This window comes from Undibacterium umbellatum, assembly GCF_014284125.1.
Taxonomy (GTDB): Bacteria; Pseudomonadota; Gammaproteobacteria; order Burkholderiales; family Burkholderiaceae_D; genus Undibacterium; species Undibacterium umbellatum.
In genome coordinates this window covers 532563-553434 of record NZ_JACOFX010000002.1, presented here as the reverse complement: position 1 = coordinate 553434, position 20872 = coordinate 532563, and the positions used below count along the sequence as shown (strand labels likewise).

The following is a 20872-nucleotide window of genomic DNA, read 5'->3' as shown; positions in this document are numbered from 1 at the left end:
GGAGTCATAGCTCCCCTGCTTCCCGGCTCGAATCAAGTTGTTGTTGTGCTGCTGCCATTGCTGGATACGCTGCTGGTGCTAGTAACAATCACAGTACCGCTACTGGCACTGGCGTCTGATGGCTTTGGTACATGTTCAGGAATTTTAAAACCAGCATAAGTACCTGAACTCATGCCCAGCAAGGTCAGGATACTGCCGTCAAAGTCAGGCATGCTGACATGCTGTATCACATACACAAAAAACAGTACGCCAAACAAGATATTAAATACCAGCAATTGAAAGCGGTAAAGTGCCAGGCCTTGCGCATCACTCATGATGTCGTCAAAAAAACCCTTGCTCTCGCCAAACTGATTTTGTTTGCTGGAATCCACACCTGCAGCAGTCAGATAAGTCGCGCTGCCTATCCCCATCAAGCCCAATGCCTGAGTAGAAATATCGGGAATCCCCTCCCCGACTATCCATAGCCACACATAAGAAGCAAACACGATGAAAAACCACCATGCCATCTGCACCCTGGCGAGGCTGTATGAGCGTTTGGCAATTGCCGCTGTGCCAGTATCCCTGAGCAAGCCTGATTCACGGCCAAGTCTCAGCAGGGCATAAGCCACGGCAAAAATAAAACCAAAGCCGACCACGATGTAAGCTGGTTGCAATATCTGGTAACGGAAAGTTCCTGTCGCCAAAACAGAATTACCTGCACCATTATTGAAGCTGACGCTGAATGGCAAATCACGGCGAAAATTGTTTTTGAGTTCACGCCATGGTGAACCCATCAAAGCTTCGCGCTGCGCTGCGGTATTACTACCGTCTTGCTCAGGCAAGAAAAAACTCAGCTTGTTCATCGCAGGATCTGGATTGCAATCCAGGGGCTTTAATTGCGTCAACACGCCATTGATACGCAATTCCACCAAATTGAACTGGTCCTTGAGCACTGTACTGCACACTCCAGGAATGGCGATTTGAAATGACTGGTTCAATTGCAAAGTGACAGGTTCATCTATCTTGCTGATGCTTGCCTGCGCGGTCGCAGCACACATCAGCAGTAGGCAGCACAGTATTTTTCTAAAAAGATCAGACATCGGCTTCCCCCATTGATTTTCATACAAATTCATCATGGTGGAATCATAGCAAAAAACAAACTCATCAGCTTAATTGTCTGACAAGAACAACACTCTGATGGTAGCGCTGGAGATGCTTAAGCCAAACCCAAAATTTCCTGGGTCAACTGCAAGCGTGCAGCATAAGACTGCAGCACATCAAGGCCAGGCTCCTTGCGCGGCCAGCCAAGTTCTACACAGTCATTGTGAAAACGGGGCAAAACATGCAAGTGCAGATGTGGCACGGTTTGCCAACCAGCTTCGCGATTCGCCTGCAAGATGGTCATGCCATCGGGCTGGAATTCCAATTGAACTGCCCTGGCAATCGCATGTGCGGCACGCATCATCGCCATGGCAGTGGTGGCATCCGCATCCATCAGTGTCACATAAGGCTGTTTGCTGGCAACCAGTACATGGCCGGGGTTGATTTGCCCGGCGTCCATGAAAGCAAACACCAAGGCATCTTCATACACTTTGGCACAGGGCAGCTCACCAGAGATCAGTCTTTCAAACAGGGTAGGCATCAATCGACACTTTCATCAGACCATCAGTTTGCTGGCGAACATCTTTCTCGCCTTGGCGACTTTCGGCGCCACCACGAAAGAGCAATAGCCTTGCTGCGGATGCTGGCGGAAATAATTCTGGTGATAGTCTTCGGCAAGATAAAACATCGGTGCCTGGCTGATTTCCGTGACGATCTCATCATCCCAGACCATAGCCATTTCCTTGACGACTTGCTCTGCCAGGCTTTGTTGTTGCGTGTCGTGGAAGAAAATCACAGAACGATACTGTGTACCCACATCATTACCCTGGCGGTTTAATGTGGTGGGGTCATGAATGGTGAAGAAGATTTCCAACAAATCCCGGTAGCTGACGATGGCAGGATCAAAAGTCAGGCGTACCACTTCTGCATGCCCGGTCTTGCCGGTACAAATTTGCTCATAGGTGGGTTGATGCACAGCACCACCAGAATAGCCGGACACTACTTTCAATACGCCGCGGATTTGCTGGAATACCGCTTCAGTGCACCAGAAGCAGCCACCACCCAAAGTGATGGTTTCAAGCTTTATAACTTGTTGATTTTCCATAATATTTCTCCTTTCAGACTGTTCCGTATCTTTTGACAAAACGGTCAAAAGTGCTCTAAAATTTGGCAGAAAATCGCCAAAGATTGGGGCCTGCCAATGTTTGCCCTATCGCGTGGATTAACACAAGTTCAGTGGCAGAACAAGACCAAAGAAAAGCAGGTCAAGTTCCGTGTCCGTGTCAACAAAAAAGTCAATGGTATTACTCGTATGCCGCCAGCGTGTTGAAAATTTCCTTGGACAGCGTTTTAAATTGACTGTGAATGGACTCTGATAGCTTGGTTGAGTTATCAAAGTCTGGGGCTAAAAGTAGGGGAACTTCGAAAATTGAATACTCTGGCATTGCCCCCTCATTGACCCACTTCACTTCCCTTAGTTTTTTCCAATAGAGAACCTGCACATCTTTTGTTTGCCCAAGAAGCCATAGCTCAAAATTTGCATTTTTGTGGTTGAAGACAATCGCAAGCTTTAGCTTTTTCTTCTTGAGGTAATCATTTTGCAAGTAGAAGTACGTGAAATCTACATATCCATGCAACACATTCGCAGTCGAGTATTCACTTTTGTATTTCTTAGAGAATTCAGTTCTTAGAGTTTGAACAATACCAACTAGATCTTGATAGGTCCGCTGGAATTCTCCATTCGAGAAGATGGCTTTATAAGCCGATATGCGTGAATTTAGACTTTTACTCGGCATCACCCGTTCCCTCCAAAATCTGCTGACACATAACCTTGAATAAATTCCTTCCCCTCAAGTAAGTTGAATGAACTCTTATCTACGAATGCCAAAGCACTTGCCCCAACCTTACGGCAGGGAGAGCAGTGGCACATGCCCATCATGCTCGGGGGTGAAGTCAATTGAAATTTGATTGAGCCGCAACAGCAACTACCATTGATCATGGGGAATTCCATCAAGAATACTGCATTTTCATGGCAATCAAGACAAACTTCGTCGTGCAACAGTTGACAGGGTCGAAGAATTTTTGCCAAAAATATGGCAAAACTTCCTTAACAAAAACCTATCTTATTGATTTATCGGATGTTTTTTCATAAAAATGATTCCGTGCACCAGAAACAACCGCCTCCCAGGGTGGCAAATTCAGTCAATGTCATGTTCATGATGTTCTCCTTGTGTATACAGTCTTAGTCTGTATGGAGATCATTTTCTTACATTTATGGAGTTTATGCCAACCAACTGACAAAATGCTGCAAATAGCTTCAAGAGGCGGCCAGTTCCGCTATCTCCCGCGCCTGTTCTATCTCCGCGATAAAGCGCGTGCTGTCCTGGTAGGCGACACTATGATTCAAGCGTTGAAATTTTCCCTGGCTTTCCAGAACAAAACTGGGGAAACCCTGAGCGCCGGCCTGGCGTAATAATCGATGTGCCATCTGCGCCAGAGCTGGCAAATCTGCTTTTGCTCTCGTGTACGCTGCCTCGAAGTCGCTGGCGCTCAGCCCCAAACCCATCGCCAACTGGCTCAAGACCTGGAAATCACTGATGTCAGCCGCATCGATGTAATGCGCATGCTGGATTTTCTCCAGCATGCGCAATGCAGCGGAACCCGATGCATCTGCCTGGCTCATGACGGCTGTTGCCGATGGTACGGAATAATAACTTAGCTCGCCTATGTTCCTGACCCTGTCCAGGTAAGTATTGCCAAAAGTCACGCCAGACAAGGTGGCGATATGCTGGTCAGCCGCAATGATATGTTCACGATAGCTCGGCGGGATGATATTCGGCTGGTCAAACAATAAACCAGGATGAAACACCAGCGGCAATTTTCCAAGAAAGTGGGCTTGCACTCGTTTCAGCAAGGGGCTGACGGCATAGCACCAGCCACATAGGGGGTCAAAAATCATATGTAGTCTGATGCTCATTCCTTGCTCCTGTTTTGAATATCTGTCGCTATTTTAAGCAAGTGGCGGCAAGGGAAAAAGTGCGTATGATGGAAAGCATCTTTCGGTAAAACAGAACAATCTCATAGATATTTTTCGAATAATGCAATTTGATCAATTACGCCGCATGGCCCTGTTTGCTCAAGTGGTGCGCCACGGCTCTTTCTCAGCTGCCAGCAGGGCACTTGACCTGGCAACCTCGGTGCTGAGTGCGGCAGTCTCGCAACTGGAAATTGAACTGGGGGTGCGACTACTACACAGGACGACGCGCCGCCTGTCGCTGACCGAGGTAGGCCAGGATTATTACCAGCAATGTGTGGCCATGCTGGCAGCCGCTGAGGCGGCACAGGAATTGATTGCAGAAAGTTCGGGTGAAATCGCAGGCCGTCTGCGCATTTCTGCCGCCTCTGATGTGGCAGAAAACATCATCTTGCCTGCCCTGCATCCATTGACCAGGGCCCACCCAAAGTTATTACTGGACATTCAGGTAGCAGACAATATCGTCGATATGGCGAGCCAGCAAATTGATTTATCCATACGTTCTGGCTGGATGCGCGATTCATCGCTGGTGGCACGCAAGCTCGCCGATCTGCATGAAGTACTGGTCGCCTCGCCTGCCTACCTGAAAAAATCCGGGATACCACAGCACCCGGAAGATTTGAGCAGGTATCAGATCATTGCGATGACACGCCTGAGTGACCCGACCACACTGACGTTGAAGAACAAGGAAGGTCATACCGTCAAAGTCAGTTTGCCTCCATCAGCCATGACTGATAGCGTGCGCCTGTTGGTGCACATGGCTGTTGAGGGCATGGGCCTGGCACGTTTGCCCAGCTATGCAGTGTCCCAGGATTTGCGGGCAAACCGCCTCGTGACTGTACTGGACTCATGGCAACTTCCTGGGGCGGGCATTTTCGCGGTGACCTTGAAACGTGGCTTGCAACCGCAAAAGGTGAGAGCTGCCATTGAGGCCCTGGCGCAATTTTTGGATGCAGCTTAGCGCGCCACTATTGTTACCTGGATAAAAAACACGCCAGATTGATTGCCTATGCATGCTGTCGCCGCGGAATTTGGGATGAATTGGTTTCCATGCTATCTTTTCCCTGCCCGGTGCTGATGAAAAATCAGTGCACAGATCAACAGCACCTCCAAGAATTGCCAGCACTTATAACATATGAAAAGAATAAGTATGCCCGCGTACAAGTTACCGCAAACTTCACTCAATGAAGCAAGCAACAATCCATACATGGCAAACATAAAACCCTGTCTATCTGCCTTGCTGATCCTACTCTTGTCGGCTTGTGGTGGTGCAGGCACCTCCGAGGAAGGACAGTCAAGCAAGTCACCGGCAGCACCTGCGCCACTTGCCAATGTAGCGATTGCCACTACGGAAAGTCAGCCCAGTGCCACCATACAGCTTGATGAACCGCTCACTCTGGAGCAATTCAAGGCACTCAACAAAGACTGGCCCATCCAGTCCCGGCCTGCACCAGCTCCGGCCACCCTCCTGCCGCCCTTGGTACTTGATACTCAAAACCGGGAAATGGTGAGAAATGCCTACAATACCCTCTACCCGCAGTCAGACAATGTCGCGATGAACTGGACCGGGGATTACGCAACTGGCAAGGCAGGCACGCCCGGCACGCAGTATCAGGACGCTACCTTGTTACGTATCAATCTGATTCGGGCCATGGCTGGTGTACCCGCCAACGTTGCATTTGATCCCACTTATTCAGCCAAGAGCCAGCAAGCGGCATTCATGATGAGCGTCAATGGGCAACTCTCGCATACTCCGCCATCAAACTGGAAGTTTTATACTGCCGATGGTGGCGAGGCTGCCGGTCGCTCCAATCTGGCTCTGGGTAATGCTGGCGCTGATGCCATTTCGAATGGCTACCTGGCGGACAGCGGTGGCAATAATGCAGCAGTTGGACACCGCAGGTGGTTGCTGCATCCACAAACCCAAACCATGGGATCAGGCAGCGTACCTGGCTCTGCTGGCGGCAGCGCCAACTTTCTTTACTCAGCCAACTCTTTGTGGGTCTTTGACAATAATGCTGCTATGGCGCGTCCTAAGCTGCGCGATGACTTTATCGCTTGGCCACCAAAAGGCTATATCCCCTACCCGGTGGTTTATGGCCGCTGGTCGTTTTCATACAGGGATGCTGATTTCTCAAATACCAGGCTCACCGTCAGCAAAGCGGGGGTCAATATCCCTGTGACCATAGAGCCCCAGACAAAGGGATATGGCGAGAACACGCTGGTCTGGTTACTGCAGGGCACGACCGATGGCAGCAAGGCGAGCAAGCCATCAAGTGACGAGTCTTATTCTGTGACTCTGGCTGATGTGCGCATCTCGGGAGCTGCACATACATTTAACTATAATGTGATCGTTTTTGATCCGGAAGTCGCTACGCCAGGGGCAGCCACACCCCAGATCAGTGCGGGTGCCAGCGTCAAGGTCAATGCACCTTTGGCTTTCCAGGTCAAGCCAGTAGCAGATGCGTCTGGCTATGAATTGAAGACTTACCTTAAAGCACCTGTGCCGGACACCTGGACAGTCAAGAACGGCGTCGGAAGCTGGACTGCCACCACCGCTACCAGCTATTCCGCATTTGGTAATAGCAACTTCGTACTTTTCCACGGCGACTTTGGCTTGCAGGCCCTGGCCTGCAATAACAAGCTGCTCATCGCAGCAGGTGGACAAGTCGAATTTGATAAAACAACTGGCTATGCCACACCTGGCGAGTATTTGAAAGCACAAGTTTCGACCAATGACGGTGCCGCCTGGTCTGACGTGTTCTCAGAAAAAGGGACATCGAGCCCACAAGCGACTGGCCACATCAAGGTGGATCTGAGTAAATATGCTGGCAGCACCGTCAACTTTAGGTTTATTGTGACTAGTGACTCAGGGGCCGCGGTGTATACCACGCCAGGTATCTCAGGCTGGCAATTCAACAATATCAAGTTTGCCAATGTTGCACAATTGGTGGATGAGCAAACTGGCTTCATCAATGGTAATCAGGGCAGCATCAGTGTTGCCTTTTCCAAAGCAGGGGATTATCTCGCCATAGCCCGCAACCAGTACCAGGGACGCTTCTTTTCTCATTGGGGAAAACCTCATAATTTCACTGTCAATTCCACCGGGTTCGAAGGCGACCTGGCGAATTATACGATCTCCAAAACTGCCAGCGGCTATGCAATTACTGACAAGTCTGGCAACAGCGCGACCCAGACCGTTCCAGCCTCTGCACGCATCGCCTTCAAGGACGTGACAGTTGCATTTGATGTCGAAGGCCAACCTGGTCAGGCCTATCGCATTTACCAGGCAGCTTTTGGCCGCGTGCCAGACCTGGCTGGGCTAGGCTACTGGATCAAGGAGATGGACAGGGGGACCAGCCTACTCAATGTCGCGGCCAGTTTCATGCAATCTGCAGAATTCAAGACGCTGTATGGTGCCACTCCATCAACAGATATTTTCCTGACAACTTTATATAGAAATATCCTGGGCCGGCAACCTGACCAGGCCGGCTATGATTACTGGAAGGCAGAGGTGCAAGCCAAGCGCATAGACCTTGCAGGTGTGCTGGCAAGTTTTACAGAAAGTCAGGAAAACAAGGCCAGGACAGCATCCGCTACACAATACGGCATCGCATATACGCCTTATCTCCAATAGTCCGACGAACATCATTCTCAACAATAATTGGACTTACGCAAAACCGCCCCAGCTGCGTTGCAGCTCCTCTCCTAGGAGCCGCGTACTAAAGTACTGTCTTCGTCGCTACGGTGTAGTTGGGGTTTCAGACAATATGTTGTCTGCCAACGTAACGAACCGCTCCTGCAAGAGCGGTTTCCCACAGCGATAGCCTTGCTGGGACAATTTTGCGTAAGTCCTGAATAAAAAATACAAAACAGCACCAGCAATACTCAGTATCAAAATAGCAGCGGCTTGCTTTTAAATCTGGCAAGCTGCTGCAAATTAGAATAAAACTGCAAAAACGTGAAAAAATGTAACTTCCCAGCGCAAAGATTACACAAACTTACACAAGAGAACTGCAGTAAATACTCGGTATACGACTAAAATATTTCACTCGAATTTACTGCTGACAGCAATTTGCAGGCTGTCCAGCAAACAGTCAGTTAAATATCCGCCTGCATTCAAGATACAAATCATGGATGCCAGTGTTTAACTAAGCAAATTACTACCGCCTTGCTTTTCAATAAGAACACCATGTTAATTGACGTTATCAAAAACGGCTTCAGAACCATCTTTAGAATGCGTCATGAACGCGAACTGCCGCCACCTGGCCCAAAACCGGCGTTTGGTAGCACCGTTGTGTACAAACGTCTGAAAATGCAATTGATCGTACCTATTGATTATGAACAATGGGAATGGCTGACTGGCAAAGGCTGGCGTACCCTGGACATGCGCGCCAACCGCCGCCGCTATTTCAAGGTACCGCGCAAAGCGGTGACTCGCCTGTTACATGCCAATGAAACCGAACGTGAAGTCTTGCTTCTGCAAATCATAGAACACCGTTACGACAGGTCGCGCCTGCATTAATTCATGCAGACATTAATATACTTGCAATAAAAATTTAGTATATTTATCAATATTCTATTGCAAAGTCTTAAGAAATGTATTTTTGATAAGCATGTTACATCCATTTTCTTAAGTAGCACCAGAAAAAATTAAAATCCTGACAATATTCAAGCAGGCTGCAAGCGGTTAAAATGCCAGCATGCAAAATTTAAGTAACGAAGCTGAGGTTCAGAACGAAGACGATCTCGCTCTGCAGACCTATTTCAAGCCTGGTATTACTCCCGAAGACGTTTCCGCTGTATTCCCCCTGAAGCGTGGCCAGCCTGTATTGCAGGCTTTCACGGCTTTGTTCCATGGCGGTTTCAACGGCGTATTGCTGCGCCTGCTGGTTTTGCGGGAATTGACAGCGGATGTGGAAACACCGTCGCTGAGCCGGGCGGATATCAATGCCAAACTGGGATATCTCGAAGCAGATGCTTTGGAGACGGTATTGTCGCGCCTGCGCTCAACCGGCTTGCTGATCTGGGATGCCAGCCAGTCGGTCTACCGCATCGCACCGACAGCCCGTAACGTACTAGCAGCGATAGAGTCTTTGCTGCACGTCGAAGAAAACAATGACCAGGCTGAGATGAGTTATATGCTCACCCAGGTCGCTGGTGCCCAGGCAGTTGGTGGCGTCTCGGTGGAGCAATTGCATCACTTGCTGGGTCGCCTGATTGAACTGACGGAAGAATTCTCGGATGCGATTGCCTCAGGTTCGGAGTTCCAGCTGCGCACTGCACAGCAAAAATGGCATACCGCCTGCGACTGGGTAGAAAAAGGCTCGGAGATCATTCACGCCATCACCAATGACAGCCGTGCCGATGCGGCAACCCACAGGGCTGCACAGGCGATAGGCCGTGCACAGAGTGCCTTGTTGAATATGCAGGGTATGTTCTCGCGGGCACTGAACCAAATTGAACGCCAGCGTGTGCACCTGGGTCAGTCTGGCTTGTCGACTACCGATATCAAAACCTGGTTGCTGCAAAAAGATGATCTGGCTGCATTAGCAGATGATGCGCTGGCCAAACCGGTGACGCCTATGTTTATTACGCCATCGGAAATGATCGATGTAGCCGAGAGCGAATTACTGAGCCACCGCGTCTCTGCACTTGTCGGTGCTTTGCCTGCTGGTGAAAATGCACCATCAATTGCCAATGATGATAGCGATGCCCTGCATGAGCTTGATCACTGGCTGGCCTTGCTGACTGAGGCTGATGCATCGGAAAAACCTATCTCGTTGCAGGATATTTTATTACCGTCGAATTTTTCGATTGCCTCATACCGCGCCTCCATGCTGCCTTTGCTGGGAGATGCCAATGAATCCGCCTTGCAGGGTGCGACCGGGATACTGGCACGCCTGCCACTGGTCTTCAATTCCAAAGACAAAATGCACAAGGTGCATGATGAACATGTTGCGGCAATGTCGATCGCCAGCCTGAGTGCCCCTACTGAAGCCACTACCGCCGGTAAAGCAAAGCCATCTGCACCCGTCGACCCATCCGCACCACCAGCACCGCCTGTACAGACTAGAGAAACACCATGATCGAAGATGCTCAAATCCTGATCGCCCGCTTGCTGGCGCACCAGACCCTGCGCCGTGAAGACAAGCTGGTTAAACGCGCCTTGTCGGATGAGTTATTTCGTACCGAGATCGACACACGCCTGAAAGCCTGCGGCATGAAGTTTGTCGATAATGTGTATGCAGACTATGTCACTCTGGCCTTGACACGCGATAGCGAATCCAAGGTATTTGGCACCAAAGAAACCTGGCAGAATAATAATTTTGGCCTGGCCCGCGATGGCGTGGCCTTACTGGTGGTCTTGTGGTCCTTGATTATTTTGCCCAAACGCGAACGGCAGGAAGCCCATCAACTGGCAGAAGAAGACCAGAATGATATGTTCGGCAAAGACAAACCCATGCCGCGTGCAGAGGACACTTCGATAGGCATCTCTTACCGCGCCCTGCTGGCAGACTTCGGTGAAAAGCTGGGCAAGAAAACCCGTATGGACATGAACTTGGGTCAGTTGGCACGCGTAGGATTTATCGAACGCAAGGCCGACCTGATCCTGGAAGGCCCGCTGCTGGATCTGCTAATGGATACCGACACCCTGAAAGACCGCATCATTAATGGTGCGTTGTCAGATATATTCCACATCCCGGCACCACGCACACCAGCCGTCATCGCACCTGTGGTTGAAACTCCAGCTGAAGTTGAAACTGCTACAGAAATAAATGTAGCAAGCGTGGAAACACCTGTTGCCAACAACGATGCAAGTGCAAACACCGGCGCTGACTTCACCCCCAATACCGAAAAAGAATAAGCACCATGTTTCATATCAAATCGCTGGAACTTGTCCATTGGGATTATTGGCAACGTATCAAGAACATCCCGCTGGATGCCAAGATCATCACCATCGCCGGGCAAAATGGTTCGGGTAAAACCACGCTGCTGGATGCCTTGCGCACCCTGTTCGGCCTGGAATGTTCCATGGGGCGTTCCTACAAACATTATGCCCGCCACTCTGGCCAGCAAACGGCATGGATACGTGCGGTCGTCGATAACAGTGCAGTTGGGCCGCAGATTTCCAACCGCCCTTTCCGCATGTCGGGTTTGTATGAAGATGAAGTCACGCTGTTTTGCAAGATAGAAAAAAATGGTGGTGACTGGAAGCGTCAATACCTCATGCGCAGCGGAAAGACCGAGATAGAAGAGATACAGGAAGCCAATGACTGGCTGGGTGTGGAAAGCTATCGCAAGCGTTTGTCACATGCAGGCTTGTCAAATGCCATGGGCAAGGTACTGGCGCTGGAACAGGGTGAGACTGACAAGCTGTGTGAATACGCGCCGCGCCAGTTGCTGGACTTGGTGTTTCAAGTCTTTGGCGACAAAGAAGTACTGGATGCCTATGATGATGCCAAGCGCCATCAACGTGATACCGAAACTGAATTGCAGCGCTTTGAAACCGAGCTTGAAGGCGCCAAGACCAATCTCGAAGGCTTGCGCCTGCGCGTTGCCAATTACCACCAGTATGAAAGCCTGAACAAGGAAAAGCGCGATCTGCAGGAAGAAATACTGCCTACCCTGCAATACCATGAAGCACTGGAAAAAGCGGGTACTACCAGTCAGACCCTACGGGCCAGCAAACGTTTTTTAAAGACGCAAGACCTGGCACTTTCTGATCGCCGCCAGCACCTGGCGCAACAGGCGCAGCAAGTCACGGATGCCAAGCAGGCAGAAGCTGCACTGGAAGCAGAAGAGTCATCTCTGCGCGAAAAACTGGGACAGATCAACAGCAAACTGAAACCGCAGGAAAGCTTGCTGGAACAAAAAGCCCGCTTGCAAAAACTGGCTGCAGAAGCAGATGCCGATGTCGCCAATATCGCTGACGATCTGGAGAAAAAAGAAGCCGAACTGTCGCGCCAGAAGCTGGAACGTGATGCCCTGACCCAGCGTATCGCTGGCGAGATGGAAACCATCGCCGCCCTGCAAGGCAAGTCTGCCCTGCCTGATCCTGAGAATGTACGCCAGATGCGTCGTGCACTGGCGGAGGCAAATATTCCGCATTGCATGTTGCCAGAGATCGTAGAAGTTACTGATCCCAAATGGCAGGCTGCAGTAGAAGGTGTATTGCGCGGTTATACCTCAGTGATTTTGCTGGACAAGGCAACTGACGCCTCTGCAGCTTACCGTATAGGTGAAAAGCAGCGCTACAGCCATTTCATCGTGCCAGACCGTATCAGCGCACCTGTGGTCAAGGACCAGAGCCTGCTGTCGGTCGTTAACTTCACCGGCCAGGCACCAGGCTGGTTGATAGAGCAGCTACAACGCATAGACACGGTAGGCTCAATTGAGTTGGGCATGAAGCTGCCCAAGAATCAGGAATGGATTACGCCTGACGCTTATCATTTTGAGCGCCGTGGTGGCCGTTCGCTGTTCGTCGAAGTATCGCGCTATCGCTTTGGTAATGCAGGCCGCACCCAGCGCCTGGAAGCCTTGCTAAAGTCATTGCCACGCCTGCAATCACAAGAAGATGTGCTGACCATGCAGATCAGCAAGCTGGCTGGTGAAATCAGTGCCTACAAGGCGCGCCTGGCAGGTGTTGATGCAGCAAAAGAACTCAGTGCCCGCCATGCCGAATTTGAAGAAGCCAGCCGCAACACGCAACCGCTAAAACAGCAGCGCATGGAAGTCGGCGGCCGTCTGGGTGAAATAGCGCCGCTCCTGAAAGCCGCCACTGAACAGCGCTCGGTCGCTCATTTGAAATGGGAACAGGCCAAGGCTGCAATTGCCGATGCCGAAGCCCAATTGCGCACATCAGAAAAACGCCATGCCGATGAACGCAAGGAACAATTTGAAACCCTGCGCGCCATGCGCGACACCTGGCATACCTTGCCACATAACTGGAAACGCGCCTCGCACCGCAAGGAACTGGTGGCCGAGCATGAAAACGTCCACCAGATAGAATTGCGCATACGCAGCCTGACGAATAACCTGGCGCGTGATGACTGGGAAACCGACTCCACCGTGGTCGATCAGTACACCCGCCTGAATGCCCTGCTGCAAGGCCGCCAGGCAGAGACCGATGAGCGCCGCTATCAGAATAACCGGGCGATAGAAGCCACAGTGAATGCTCGTGCCGCCTATATGGACAGACTGCGCTTCACGATCAAGTCTTACAGCAAGAACATCAAGCAACTCGGTGAGTTGGCAGGTATAGAAGTGCATACCGACCCGGTCAAGCTGGAAAATGACGATATACAACTGGCACAAGCTGGCTTGCATGTTCGCTTCAAATTTGACGGCAAGGGCCCGATAGGTATGAACGATGGTGAAGCATCCGGTGGCCAGCAAGTCATGAAGTCTCTGATACTGCTGATAGGCCTGCTGAAATCTGACGATGGTTCTGGCGGCTTTGTCTTCATCGATGAACCTTTCGCCCATCTGGACATACGCAACATCCAGCTGGTTGGTGAGTTCCTCAAAAACACGGATGCCCAGTATCTGATGACCACGCCGCTGACGCACAATACTGATGTCTACGATCCATCTGAACTGACACTGATCACCAGCAAGAAGAAAAAAGATACCGAGTGGGCGCAGCCTATTTTTGTCTTGCAAAGAAAAACCGAGAAGAACAAGACTGCCAAAGCATCATGAATATTCGCAAATTACTCTTACTGGCAACCACAATTCTTTCCTTGTCAGTCGCTAACGCCGGAGAAATCCATAAGTGGCGCGATAAAGATGGCCGTCTGCATTTTGGCGATCAGCAAAATGCGCCCAAGGGCAGTCAGGTTATTCTCAATTCGACAAACGCGAACAATAACCAGGCAACGCCTGCAGAAACTGGGAGCCAGGACAAAAGTTCTGGCCCCCAGTCCGGACCAGCTTCAATTTCGCCAGCAGCTCCCTATACCGGCAATGCTCCGTATGAAAAAGGAGCGCCAACTGGCATCGCGCCGGAGAAATTGACACAATGCATTGCCATGGTGCGTGAGCATTTCAAGCAAGAAAATTCAGCGAGTGAAATTCGTGCCTTCTTTGTCAAACTTGAATCTGTATGTCCGAAAACCGGATTCATTTGCAGATCTTATAAGTGGAGTCCACAAAAAGACCACTGCGAACCTGTTCGATACAAGGATGGTCAAAATCAGGTCAACCACCAGGTATACAATTCATAGCCGGGGCCAGCTTGCACCTGTCTGCTCAATGAGAAAGACCTGATCTTTGCATGAGCGTCACTTGCCAGGGGTAGCTACTGGCTTGACTGCATTGATTTGAATATTACATAGTAAAGTGTCACAATCAGAATCGACACCACGATAAAAATAATCGGATACAGGCATGCGCAGCAAGAAAAAAAGCAAGGCGACACAGCAAGTCCATAAAAAACTGCCGGAAAGCCAAACGCGCTTTCCCATAGCAAAAGAAGCGGCTTCACCAGGCCATACTCAACTTTGCCAAAACTGTGGTGCGCCGCTGGCTGGCAATTATTGCCAATCTTGCGGCCAGCCAGCCCATGTGCATCGATCGATGGCGCATATCTTTGAAGAAGTTCTGCATGGCATCCTGCATTTCGATCACAAGCTTTGGCGCACCCTGCCTGCGCTAATACTCAGGCCAGGCAAACTTACCCGTGAATATATTGCTGGCAAGCGCCATAGCTACGTGTCACCACTGGCGCTGTTGTTGTTTCTGATCGTTGCCATGTTTTTTGTCTTTTCATTGACGATGAAAGACCCGGTAACTGGACTAAAGGGTAGTTACAAATCCAGGGATGAACTGGTATTGGAAATCTACGAGACCAAAGAGACTCTGAACAAACTCACATTGCCGCAAGAAAAACAGGCGGCATCACTGCCAGACGAAGATCTGGGCAGCACCCAGAAAAAACTGAGCAAGCTTGAAACTGCACTGGCAGAAGAAAACCAGCGACTCGCAAAAGAAGAAAAAGAGCAATTGAAAACAGGAGCAGAAAACAAAAAAACCAGTAGTGAATATGACATCACCCAAGTCAGATGGATAAAAAAAATCCTGGACCGTGCCGAAAAAAATCAGGACCTGACTTTCTACAAATTGAAAGCCAATGCGGCCAAACTGGCTTTCCTGCTGATGCCAATTTCCTTGCCTTTTCTTTGGCTATTATTTGTATTCAAACGGCGTTATAACCTGTTTGATCATGCAGTGTTCTCGCTGTACTCATTGTCTTTCATGAGTATTTTACTGATGTGTATGGCGCTACTGGCAAAACTCAATCTTACTGCCATCGCCGGTTTATTATTTGCCTTTGTCCCACCTGTGCATATGTTTGTGCAACTGCGCGATGCTTATGAACTGGGTTTTTTTGCCAGCCTGTGGCGCACGGCAGCCTTGCTATGCATTGCGGCCCTGTCGCTGCTGATTTATACGGTGATTGTCGCCGGGATGAGCTTTTAGCAAAAACACTACATATCTGGTGCACGCAGCATATATTTGAGCACAGTGCTGCGACTTCTTCGTGCTAAAACAAAATCCGCTTTTTTTTAAACGTAAAACCCTGTAAGCTACTTTGACATTACAGCTGATACAAGCCTGTGGTAGACAAAAACAAGCTACTTCCAAGGCCATATGAAAAAACCAACCAAAGCTGTCTGGTCTGAAAACCCAAAACAGAACAGTATATTAGCTGCGCTACCCAAGGCAGATTACGAGCGTATCTTGCCTGATCTGGAACTGGTATCCCTTCCTTTAAAGTGGACCATGCTGGAGTCTGGTGACCACGTGCGCTTCCTGTATTTCCCTATCTCTGGCATCGTCTCACTGATTTATGCGTTGGAAGATGGTTCTTCCAGTGAAGTGGCGCTGGTAGGTAACGAAGGCATGGTCGGTATTTCCATTTTCATGGGTGGCGATAGTATGCCATCCAGCACGGAAGTCCAAAGCACTGGCAAGGCATACAAGCTCAGCCGGAAGGTCATGAAAAGGGAGTTTGCCCTGGGAGGTAAGTTGCAGCAATACGCGCTGCTGTATACCCAGGCACTGATTTGCCAGACTTCACAAACTGCAGTTTGCAATCAACATCACTTATTGGATCAGCAACTATGTCGCTGGCTCTTGATGAGTATGGACAGATTGCACTCTGAAGACATTGTGATCACCCAGGAAATGATTTCCAATTTATTGGGGGTACGTCGCGAGAGCGTTACGCAAACAATAGGCCAACTGCAAAAAGATGGATTGATTGAGGTCAGGCGTGGTCATATCAAAGTGCTGGACAGGCACGCCATGGAAGCGCGCGCCTGCGAATGCTATGAGGTCGTCCGTAAAGAATACCTGCGTCTGTTACCGCCCGTTCCGGATGCGGACCCTGCTGCGTAACAGCAACAATTGTCCAGACTAAGCAATTTGTGTTAATCAACTGTGCCCCTTATCAGGACACTCTTGACCTGTCAGATAGTCGCTGGAATTTTTTTCCTCACTGCGGGATTGAACAAATAAATCCTGCAGCTTCATTCTCAAGGAACGTGATTGCGCGGGCTTGCCATAGCCGACTCTTCCCATGAAGCCGGTATTTTTCAATATAGCAGGATGGCAAAATGCTGCCAGGCTTTGCTGTAATTCCAGCATCTGTTCTTGTATGCCAGCAGTATCACTACAAGAGCGCCCTGCCTTGATATACCAGCTAAAGATCAGCGGCGTCATTTCCGGCTGCAATTGTATGCCCAACTGTGTGGCGGTCAGCCAGAAGCCTTGCAGGCTACGGCCGGCAGCGACAAAGTCTTCTACCGTTTGTGGTTCTTGCTTTGCCACGATCATGAAATGGGTGGCGCAAAATAATGCCGGAATCAGATCGAGCTGCAAGCGTGGCAACCAGGTTCCTGCCATGTAGCGATTCATCCAGTTGACCCGTTGCCAGCTATGCATCGCCCAGCGCATCAGCAACAGCCCCAACTTATCCATACCTATGGCCTGATCGGGAATACGGTTTTCACTGAACTGTTTACCCCAGTCTATGACTTTCTTATGGGTAGGGAAAGCCTCAGGCATGGTCAGGCGTATTTTTGCATTACGCCATAATAACTTCGCCATCTTCCAGCGCTGTTGCCAGCCGCCAAACCAGCATATGCTGAAGTTCTCACCTACTGCCTGTTCCAGCGCACGTTGATGTTCTTCACTCAAGCTTGAGGTGGATAGGGCACGTCTTTGCACGCTTCTTTTTTCTATCATGTCCACCAATGGGTGTGGAACACAAATATCAACAGGCAAGAGCCTGACCTGATACGCAAGCGTCCTGCTATCGTTTCTATTTTCCTGGCTGTCCATGCGCAAAAATTCTGCACGTCGCTGCTGATGACTGGCGGCCAGACTAATGTTTTCCAGTAGCGCACCCAGGGCGATCTGGCTGGGGCGACCATCGAAATCATAGACGACGGTGTCGCGGGTATCAAAGGCGCGGATGATGAAAGCATCTTCTGAAATTATTTCAAAACGCCAGTTTTGCACATTGTCGCCACTGGGTGCCCAGCGTGCTTTATCCAGTATGTATTCAAGCGGGCTCATGTTGCCTTCCTGCCGTCGCGAATTTCTGGCCCAGCATGCGTCTGGCGATGGCCAGCTTAATTTTTTGCAAGGGATTGCGGTTACCACCGGGTAACCAGGTTTTTTTCAACTCTTGCCGGTAGGCGTCATAATGCATGCCATGTGGTGCACAAACTACCTTACCGCGACCCAACAAGATTTTTACAGCTTCAGTTGCTGCAACACCTGCACATAGCTGGCAAGCCATCACCGTCGATGGTCCTTTCTTTAAATCCAGCCTGACGCGGCTGGAGTCCACCAGGTAAGGCATATGCAAACGGGCTGGTGCCAGGCCAAGTAAAAAACGCAAGCCTTGCTCAAACTCTGATTGGCCCTGCATTTGAAAATATGCATCAAAACTCATCTTGCCGGGCATGAAAGCCAGCACGGCAGTCCCCATACCCAGAGGAGCGGCGGTGACTGCCGGTATGCCCTTGCGATAGCAAGCAGCGAAAACTGCCCGACGGGCATCAAAGGCAAAAAAATCCAGGCTATCAATATAAATATCCACGCCATCGAGAAAGATATCCATATTGCCAGTCCCCACGCCTTGTGGAAATACTTCTATCCGCAACTCAGGATTGATATCTTTTGCCATGGCCTGCATGACTTGTGTCTTGTCCTGTCCCAGTGTGGATAGCATGGCACCTGCCTGCCGGTTCATGTTTGGCAAATCAAATTGATCGAAATCAGCAATATGAAAAGCACCGATACCCAATCTGGCCAGCGTCAGCAAATGCGCGCCACCGACGCCTCCCATGCCCGCAATCGCCGCCTTCTTGCCGCGCAGTTGCGCCTGCTCTGCTTCCGTGAACCAGCCCAGGTTGCGTGAAAATGCCTGGTCATAATCGAAAGCAGGAGTGCAGCCAGCTTGCTTGTCTAGCGATTGTTCCATATTAATTCTCACTCATGCTACGCAGGCGCCCTGCCAAACTAAACTCTTCTTCGGGAGAAAAGAAATAAGGGTAGAAAGAGCGCTCCTTGTCTGCCAACTCTGGTTTTCCACCAAACTGTTTCACCAATGTGTCGAGATAATTCAAGTCTATACCCAGCAAGACTGATGGTGCCTGAATTTGCTGATTTTCACGAACCTCGCTCAAAATTGTGAAGCTCAACATGCGCTGATAAAACGCCACATGTCTGGGATTTACTTCTATGCAGATATAGTTGTAGTGACGGACCTGGAAAGCCCAAATCTCTGCAATATGGAACAGGGATGCCAGCACACTCTTGGATTTGACTTCCTTCTCGACAGCCAGTTTGGTGAACTGGCATAATTTTGCACCCTTGCGCCGCAAGCTGTCGAGTTCAAACTTATACAGACTGTCAAGAGGCAATCCTTCTTCAGAGTCGAATTGCACACTAAGGGTACCAACTGTGCGGTTTTCAATCGTGGCTTGCAGGCTCAAGACATTCATAGTCTTGCGCAACTCATGGTTAGCAGGTTTGGCAGGGTTGCTATAGCCACGTGAAGAATAGCGCTGATTCACCAGCATGCTGATGGATTCAAGATCATTGCTGGAATTCACCAGCTTGACCTTGAAGCTGGAGTTTTGTTTATCTGGCCATGGATACACCGGGGTTTGCTGGGTAAAGGCAGCGTCATTATTTTTGCGCGGGACATCGAGCGGCATACCGATGATGGTATTTGTCTGAGCGAGCGAGTGCATGATCTTATCCAAAGTAGTAAGCGGTTTTAAGAACCTGTTTAGGATCTGTAGCGAGCGTCAGCGGGGTGAAGTGCAGCGCAAAAAGCGGAATGTACTCTCGTACATGAGCATTTTGAGCAGCACATGAGCCCCGATCACGCACGCGCAGTCAGATTGCAAACAGGTTCCAAGGGAAAAGAGACCTTTCCTGTGGCGTGTGCACCCACTTTCTGGAAGCAGAAATATCGTTTCTGCGCAGTAAGTATATTCATGCCCTGACTAAAGTTATAAGCTAAAATAGACAAGAGCTATGCCAATCCAGCCATGACTTGTAAGCAAATTTATGTAATCAAATGTTACCAATTCGTTTTGACCTGCTTTATCTGGAGGGTTGTATGCCGGGTGCCATGCTGACCAGCCTGGATGCCATTACGGCAGCTAACACCTTTTGGAGTTTGCGACATCCAGAAAAACTAAGCAGCATAGGTAGCCGTGCCCTGCCATTTCGCTGGCGCATCATTGATGTACATGGAAAGACCCTGCACCTGCCCTGGCTGGAAAGTGTGATGGCACCAGGTTTCGATAGCGCCGATGAATATCTGCCCGCCAGGCAAACCGCGCTGGTTGTGCCTGGCCTGCAAATAGTCACTATTTATGATCTGGACAGGCGCGTTAAAACCGGGGCCGCAGAAAAAGCCTTGCTACATTCCCGCCATCAATCTGGGGCCATCATCGCTGCCAGCTATAACGCCACAGGTTATTTGGCAGAAGCAGGCTTGCTTGAGCACAAGCAAGCTGCCATGAGCTGGATGATGAGTGGATGGCTGGCAGATAATTATCCAAATGTTTTATTGAATCTGCGTCATGAGGTTGTGGTCGATGGGAACATCTTTACCACTGGTGCCCCAGCCAGCAATTACCGTTTAATCTATGAAATTATACGTTTGCACTCTGGAGATGCCCTGGCCAATAGCGCCATTGATGCCACCTATTACAGGGAAGAGCGCAATAAGATCAGTGCCGACATGAATCTGGTGTTGTCCGCCAAAGCCCGTGATGGCGTTGTCTTCAAGGCACGCGCATGGTTGGAGGCAGATCTCAGACGTCCCTATGATTTACAGGAAGTTGCACATGCCGCTGCCGTCAGCCCGCGCACGATCAATCGTTATTTCAATGAGGTGCTGGGTATGTCGCCGCTCTCTTATCTGCAGAAATTGCGCATACAAAGAGCCAAGCATTTGCTGGAAATCAGTATGCTGGATATCAGCACCATCGTTGAGCAATGCGGCTACCGCGACAATAGCTCATTTTGCCGTCTGTTCAAAAGAGAAACCCAAATTAGCCCCTTGCAATTCCGGCGTCGCTTCAATTTCCGGGTAGACAAACGCTGGTGGCGCGCCAGCGACACTACCTCTTACGACACAAAATGAACCATGCCAAACCAGGGTTTACATCGTGCTTATACTGGATCAGACTAGAACAACTGGTATCTTCTCCAAACAAA

At 49.9% G+C, this 20872-nt stretch carries 19 protein-coding genes; 10 read left to right on the top strand and 9 right to left on the bottom strand.

From position 1 onward, the window contains the following. Positions 1–32 precede the first annotated feature (32 nt). From H8L47_RS06890 to H8L47_RS06870, 6 genes are all read right to left on the bottom strand, one after another. Positions 33–1079 (bottom strand): hypothetical protein, encoded by a 1047-nt coding sequence (locus H8L47_RS06890; RefSeq protein WP_186952619.1) that lies wholly within the window; start codon positions 1077–1079, stop codon positions 33–35. A gap of 116 nt (positions 1080–1195) precedes the next feature. Then, complete coding sequence (locus H8L47_RS06885; protein ID WP_186952616.1) at positions 1196–1621, bottom strand: HIT family protein; 426 nt, start codon at positions 1619–1621, stop codon at positions 1196–1198. A gap of 15 nt (positions 1622–1636) precedes the next feature. Then, on the bottom strand, positions 1637–2185 hold the full coding sequence (gene msrA / locus H8L47_RS06880) for a peptide-methionine (S)-S-oxide reductase MsrA (protein WP_186952614.1): 549 nt from the start codon (positions 2183–2185) through the stop codon (positions 1637–1639). Positions 2186–2384: 199 nt separating this feature from the next. Further along, complete coding sequence (locus H8L47_RS06875; protein ID WP_186952611.1) at positions 2385–2876, bottom strand: DUF7000 family protein; 492 nt, start codon at positions 2874–2876, stop codon at positions 2385–2387. Beyond that, positions 2876–3079: a GFA family protein gene (locus H8L47_RS30500; protein WP_456243382.1), complete on the bottom strand. Its 204-nt coding sequence runs from the start codon at positions 3077–3079 to the stop codon at positions 2876–2878. Before H8L47_RS30500 ends, H8L47_RS06875 begins: the two co-directional genes overlap by 1 nt. A gap of 318 nt (positions 3080–3397) precedes the next feature. Then, positions 3398–4057: a DsbA family protein gene (locus H8L47_RS06870; protein ID WP_186952608.1), complete on the bottom strand. Its 660-nt coding sequence runs from the start codon at positions 4055–4057 to the stop codon at positions 3398–3400. A gap of 121 nt (positions 4058–4178) precedes the next feature. Between H8L47_RS06870 and H8L47_RS06865 the strand changes: the two genes are divergently transcribed. The 9 genes from H8L47_RS06865 to H8L47_RS06825 all read left to right on the top strand — a co-directional run bounded on the left by H8L47_RS06865 (position 4179) and on the right by H8L47_RS06825 (position 16519). Further along, positions 4179–5075, top strand: a complete 897-nt coding sequence (locus H8L47_RS06865; RefSeq protein ID WP_186952606.1) for a LysR family transcriptional regulator — start codon at positions 4179–4181, stop codon at positions 5073–5075. Positions 5076–5321: 246 nt separating this feature from the next. Further along, positions 5322–7751 carry a DUF4214 domain-containing protein gene (locus tag H8L47_RS06860; RefSeq protein WP_186952603.1) on the top strand — a complete coding sequence of 810 codons (2430 nt, stop codon included), beginning with the start codon at positions 5322–5324 and terminating at the stop codon, positions 7749–7751. Between the two features lie 555 nt (positions 7752–8306). Further along, entirely contained in the window at positions 8307–8639 is a 333-nt protein-coding gene (locus tag H8L47_RS06855) for a hypothetical protein (RefSeq protein WP_186952600.1), read from the top strand. Between the two features lie 178 nt (positions 8640–8817). Next, positions 8818–10203 carry a hypothetical protein gene (locus H8L47_RS06850; protein ID WP_230413626.1) on the top strand — a complete coding sequence of 462 codons (1386 nt, stop codon included), beginning with the start codon at positions 8818–8820 and terminating at the stop codon, positions 10201–10203. Beyond that, complete coding sequence (locus H8L47_RS06845) at positions 10200–10982, top strand: hypothetical protein (protein ID WP_230413625.1); 783 nt, start codon at positions 10200–10202, stop codon at positions 10980–10982. Before H8L47_RS06850 ends, H8L47_RS06845 begins: the two co-directional genes overlap by 4 nt. Positions 10983–10987: 5 nt before the next feature. After that, a complete protein-coding gene (locus H8L47_RS06840) occupies positions 10988–13819 on the top strand; it encodes an ATP-binding protein (protein ID WP_186952597.1) in 2832 nt (943 codons plus the stop codon). Then, positions 13816–14343 (top strand): DUF4124 domain-containing protein, encoded by a 528-nt coding sequence (locus H8L47_RS06835; protein ID WP_222616429.1) that lies wholly within the window; start codon positions 13816–13818, stop codon positions 14341–14343. The genes H8L47_RS06840 and H8L47_RS06835 overlap by 4 nt, the downstream gene beginning before the upstream one ends. Before the next feature lie 163 nt (positions 14344–14506). After that, complete coding sequence (locus H8L47_RS06830) at positions 14507–15598, top strand: DUF3667 domain-containing protein (protein ID WP_186952591.1); 1092 nt, start codon at positions 14507–14509, stop codon at positions 15596–15598. 171 nt (positions 15599–15769) lie between these two features. Beyond that, positions 15770–16519 (top strand): Crp/Fnr family transcriptional regulator, encoded by a 750-nt coding sequence (locus H8L47_RS06825; protein WP_186952589.1) that lies wholly within the window; start codon positions 15770–15772, stop codon positions 16517–16519. A 36-nt stretch (positions 16520–16555) separates the two neighbouring features. Here H8L47_RS06825 and H8L47_RS06820 read toward each other — a convergent pair whose 3' ends face one another. Genes H8L47_RS06820 through H8L47_RS06810 form a run of 3 tightly spaced genes read right to left on the bottom strand, consistent with a single transcriptional unit; the run spans position 16556 to position 19389 of the window. After that, the gene (locus H8L47_RS06820) at positions 16556–17701 is read right to left on the bottom strand and encodes a nitroreductase family protein (protein ID WP_186952587.1); all 1146 of its coding nucleotides are present in this window, start codon (positions 17699–17701) and stop codon (positions 16556–16558) included. Then, on the bottom strand, positions 17688–18614 hold the full coding sequence (locus H8L47_RS06815; protein WP_186952585.1) for a ThiF family adenylyltransferase: 927 nt from the start codon (positions 18612–18614) through the stop codon (positions 17688–17690). The genes H8L47_RS06820 and H8L47_RS06815 overlap by 14 nt, the downstream gene beginning before the upstream one ends. Before the next feature lies 1 nt (position 18615). Beyond that, a complete protein-coding gene (locus H8L47_RS06810) occupies positions 18616–19389 on the bottom strand; it encodes an N-acyl amino acid synthase FeeM domain-containing protein (RefSeq protein ID WP_186952583.1) in 774 nt (257 codons plus the stop codon). A 332-nt stretch (positions 19390–19721) separates the two neighbouring features. Between H8L47_RS06810 and H8L47_RS06805 the strand changes: the two genes are divergently transcribed. After that, positions 19722–20798 (top strand): GlxA family transcriptional regulator, encoded by a 1077-nt coding sequence (locus H8L47_RS06805; protein ID WP_186952581.1) that lies wholly within the window; start codon positions 19722–19724, stop codon positions 20796–20798. Positions 20799–20872 lie beyond the last annotated feature (74 nt).

Coding starts and splice junctions, on each gene's coding strand:
- H8L47_RS06860 (WP_186952603.1), top strand. CDS start 5,322: ATGGCAAACATAAAACCCTGTCTATCTGCCTTGCTGATCCTACTCTTG.
- H8L47_RS06805 (WP_186952581.1), top strand. CDS start 19,722: ATGTTACCAATTCGTTTTGACCTGCTTTATCTGGAGGGTTGTATGCCG.
- H8L47_RS06875 (WP_186952611.1), bottom strand. CDS start 2,876: ATGCCGAGTAAAAGTCTAAATTCACGCATATCGGCTTATAAAGCCATC.
- H8L47_RS06825 (WP_186952589.1), top strand. CDS start 15,770: ATGAAAAAACCAACCAAAGCTGTCTGGTCTGAAAACCCAAAACAGAAC.
- msrA (WP_186952614.1), bottom strand. CDS start 2,185: ATGGAAAATCAACAAGTTATAAAGCTTGAAACCATCACTTTGGGTGGT.
- H8L47_RS30500 (WP_456243382.1), bottom strand. CDS start 3,079: ATGATCAATGGTAGTTGCTGTTGCGGCTCAATCAAATTTCAATTGACT.
- H8L47_RS06835 (WP_222616429.1), top strand. CDS start 13,816: ATGAATATTCGCAAATTACTCTTACTGGCAACCACAATTCTTTCCTTG.
- H8L47_RS06865 (WP_186952606.1), top strand. CDS start 4,179: ATGCAATTTGATCAATTACGCCGCATGGCCCTGTTTGCTCAAGTGGTG.
- H8L47_RS06810 (WP_186952583.1), bottom strand. CDS start 19,389: ATGCACTCGCTCGCTCAGACAAATACCATCATCGGTATGCCGCTCGAT.
- H8L47_RS06850 (WP_230413626.1), top strand. CDS start 8,818: ATGCAAAATTTAAGTAACGAAGCTGAGGTTCAGAACGAAGACGATCTC.
- H8L47_RS06845 (WP_230413625.1), top strand. CDS start 10,200: ATGATCGAAGATGCTCAAATCCTGATCGCCCGCTTGCTGGCGCACCAG.
- H8L47_RS06815 (WP_186952585.1), bottom strand. CDS start 18,614: ATGGAACAATCGCTAGACAAGCAAGCTGGCTGCACTCCTGCTTTCGAT.
- H8L47_RS06855 (WP_186952600.1), top strand. CDS start 8,307: ATGTTAATTGACGTTATCAAAAACGGCTTCAGAACCATCTTTAGAATG.
- H8L47_RS06830 (WP_186952591.1), top strand. CDS start 14,507: ATGCGCAGCAAGAAAAAAAGCAAGGCGACACAGCAAGTCCATAAAAAA.
- H8L47_RS06840 (WP_186952597.1), top strand. CDS start 10,988: ATGTTTCATATCAAATCGCTGGAACTTGTCCATTGGGATTATTGGCAA.
- H8L47_RS06820 (WP_186952587.1), bottom strand. CDS start 17,701: ATGAGCCCGCTTGAATACATACTGGATAAAGCACGCTGGGCACCCAGT.
- H8L47_RS06890 (WP_186952619.1), bottom strand. CDS start 1,079: ATGTCTGATCTTTTTAGAAAAATACTGTGCTGCCTACTGCTGATGTGT.
- H8L47_RS06885 (WP_186952616.1), bottom strand. CDS start 1,621: ATGCCTACCCTGTTTGAAAGACTGATCTCTGGTGAGCTGCCCTGTGCC.
- H8L47_RS06870 (WP_186952608.1), bottom strand. CDS start 4,057: ATGAGCATCAGACTACATATGATTTTTGACCCCCTATGTGGCTGGTGC.